The 2,868-nt window shown below is 73.6% G+C and carries 3 protein-coding genes; 2 read left to right on the forward strand and 1 reads right to left on the reverse strand.

Translation table 11 applies throughout. From position 1 onward, the window contains the following. Positions 1-579, reverse strand: a 579-nt coding sequence (locus H5J30_RS25320; protein ID WP_258563529.1) for an MFS transporter, incomplete at its 3' end; no start/stop codon positions are given. Positions 580-721: 142 nt separating this feature from the next. Here H5J30_RS25320 and H5J30_RS25325 point away from each other — a divergent pair. Further along, positions 722-1,426 (forward strand): TetR/AcrR family transcriptional regulator, encoded by a 705-nt coding sequence (locus H5J30_RS25325; protein ID WP_181789666.1) that lies wholly within the window; start codon positions 722-724, stop codon positions 1,424-1,426. Positions 1,427-1,540: 114 nt separating this feature from the next. Further along, positions 1,541-2,868, forward strand: a 1,328-nt coding sequence (locus tag H5J30_RS25330; RefSeq protein WP_258563530.1) for an MFS transporter, incomplete at its 3' end; no start/stop codon positions are given.

Consider the following 2,868-nt stretch of genomic DNA (forward strand, 5'->3'; position numbering starts at 1 on the left):
GATCAGCGCCATCGGCACGTTCACGAACATCACCCAGCGCCAGCCCGCGTACTCCGTGAGCACGCCCCCGATCAGCACCCCCAGCGCACCGCCCGCCGCGTTCGTCGCGCTCCAGATGCCGAACGCCCGGACCCGCGCCCGCCCTCCCGGGAACGTCGCCGTCAGCAGCGCCAGCCCCGCCGGGGCGAGGGCCGCCGCGCCGACGCCCTGGGCGGCCCGCGCCGCAACCAGGTGCCCCGGCTCGGTGGCGAAGCCGCCGAGGAGGGAGGCGACGCCGAACAGGCCCAGGCCGACGAGCAGCATCCGCTTCTGCCCGTACCGGTCGGCGGCCTTGCCGCCCAGCAGAAGCAGCCCGCCGAACGTGAGCGCATACGCGTGGATGACCCACGTCAGACCCACCTCGCCGAAGCCGAGCGCGGCGCCGATCTCCGGCAGCCCCACGTTCACCACCGACAGGTCGAGCGAGACCAGGAACTGCGCCACCGCCGCCGTGGCGAGCACGAGCCCCGCCCGCCCCGCACCTCCGGAGCCGCCCGCCGCGCCCTCCCGGCCTGCCGCCTCCGCCTGCTCCCCCGTCATGATCCCTCCCGTGTCCACCCGACTTCCGGAACATGTTCCGGAACACGTTCCTAAAGTACACCACCCCTCCGACAGCTCCCCGGACAAGGCCACTGACCTGGGATGATTTCCCGGGCGGACCCCGGGGCAGCATCATGGGACGGTGCCCGGACAACGAGACCGCCGAGAGCCCGCCCCCACGCCCACCGGCCGCACCGGCCGGCCGCGCTCGACGTCGCGCGCCGAGATCCTCGCGGCGGCCCGCCGGGTCATCGACGAGGACGGCTGGGAGACGCTGACCGTCCGCCGGCTGGCCGCCGAGATCGGCATCGGGACGACGACGCTCTACCACCACGTCCACAACAAGGACGACCTGGTGGTCGAGCTGGTCAACCAGCACCTCGACCAGCTCGCGCGCCCCGAACTGCCCGACGACCCGCGCGAGCGGATCGTCGTCGCCGCCACGACGATGCACGACGCGCTCACCAACTGGGCCTGGGCGGCCGAGGCGCTGACCGCGGACGGCTTCATCGGGCGACTCGGCGACTCCGCCCTGTGGATCGTCGAGACGATCGTCGCCGGCGCGGTGGCCGCGGGCTGCACGCAGGGACAGGCCGTCGACGTCTTCCGGAACATCTGGTACTACACCGTCGGCGAAGTCCTCGTACGCGCCCGCTCGGACCGCCGCCGCGCGCGGGTGGGCTCCGCCGACCTCGCGTTCGGCCTGGACGGCCTCGATCCGTCCAGGCAGCCGCAGTTGGCGGCCATCGGCGACCTGTGGCCGGAGCGCACGGCCCTCGACCTGTACCCGCGGGTGCTGCGGATCATCGTCGACGGACTCCTCGCCGAGGCCGCCCGGCCCGTATAAGCCCGACCCCGCCCCACCTCCTCACGACCCGCGCCAAACAATTTGAACAAAACAACAACTAGAACTATCGTTCAAGAAAGTGAGCCGGCCGTCCACCTCACCGAGGGAGCCCGTATGACCACGTCCACCGCCCGCCGCGCAGGCCCCCGGGAGTGGGCGGGGCTCGCCGTGCTCGCCGTACCCACCGTGCTGCTCGGCCTGGACGTCACCGTCCTCTACCTCGCGCTCCCCGCCCTCGCCGCCGAGCTGCACCCCAGCGGCACCCAAGCCCTGTGGATCATGGACGCGTACGGCTTCCTGATCGCCGGATTCCTCGTCACCATGGGCACGTTGGGCGACCGCTTCGGCCGCCGCCGCCTGCTGCTGATCGGCGCCGCCGCCTTCGGCGCCGCGTCCGTCGCCGCCGCGTACGCGCCGGGCCCGGAGGCGCTGATCGCCGCCCGGCTGCTGCTGGGCGTGGCCGGTGCCACGCTGATGCCGTCGACGCTGTCGCTGATCAGCAATCTCTTCCGCGACCCGCGGCAGCGGGGGCTGGCGTTCGCGATCTGGGCGGCGATGTTCTCCCTGGGCGTCGCGCTCGGGCCGGTGGCGGGCGGTGCGCTGCTGGAGTACTTCTGGTGGGGGTCGGCGTTCCTGATGGGCATCCCGGTGATGGTGCTGCTGCTGGTGGCGGGGCCGCTGCTGCTGCCGGAGTCGCGGGATCCGGACGCGGGCCGGGTGGACGCGGCGAGTGTGGTGCTGTCGCTGGGGACGATGCTTCCGGTGACGTACGCGATCAAGGAGCTGGCGCACGGTGTGGCCGCGGTGCCGCTGCTGGCCGCCGCGGTGGGCATCGGCGCGGGGGCGCTGTTCCTGCGCAGGCAGCGGCAGTTGGCGAGCCCGCTGCTGGACCTGGGGCTGTTCGCCGACCGGTCGTTCCGCAGCGCGCTGCTGATCCTGCTGGTGGGGACGGTGGCGGTGAGCGGCACGTACCTGTTCGTCACGCAGTACCTGCAGTTGGTGGAGGGGCAGTCGGCGCTGCGGGCGGGGCTGTGGCTGCTGCCGCCGGCGGGGGTGCTGATCGTCGCGTCCGTGACGGCGCCGGCGTTCGCGCGCCGGTTCGGGCCGGGGGCCGTGATGGGCGCGGGGCTGGTGTCGGCGGCGGTGGGGTTCCTGCTGCTGAGCCGGGTCGAGCCGGGTGGTTCGGGGGACATCGCGGTGATCCTCGTGGCGTACGCGATGGTGAACTCGGGGATCGGCCCCGTGCTGGCGCTGGGCACCGAGCTGGTGGTGGGCTCCGCGCCGCCGGAGAAGGCGGGGGCGGCGTCGGCGATCAGCGAGACGAGTTCGGAGCTGGGTGTGGCGCTGGGTGTCGCGGTGCTGGGGAGCGTGGGCACGGCGGTGTACCGGTCGGGCGTCGGCGACGGCGTGCCGCGGGGCACGCCGGAGGCGGCGGGGGAGAC

The organism is Streptomyces phytophilus (assembly GCF_013870535.1).
GTDB lineage: Bacteria > Actinomycetota > Actinomycetes > Streptomycetales > Streptomycetaceae > Streptomyces > Streptomyces phytophilus.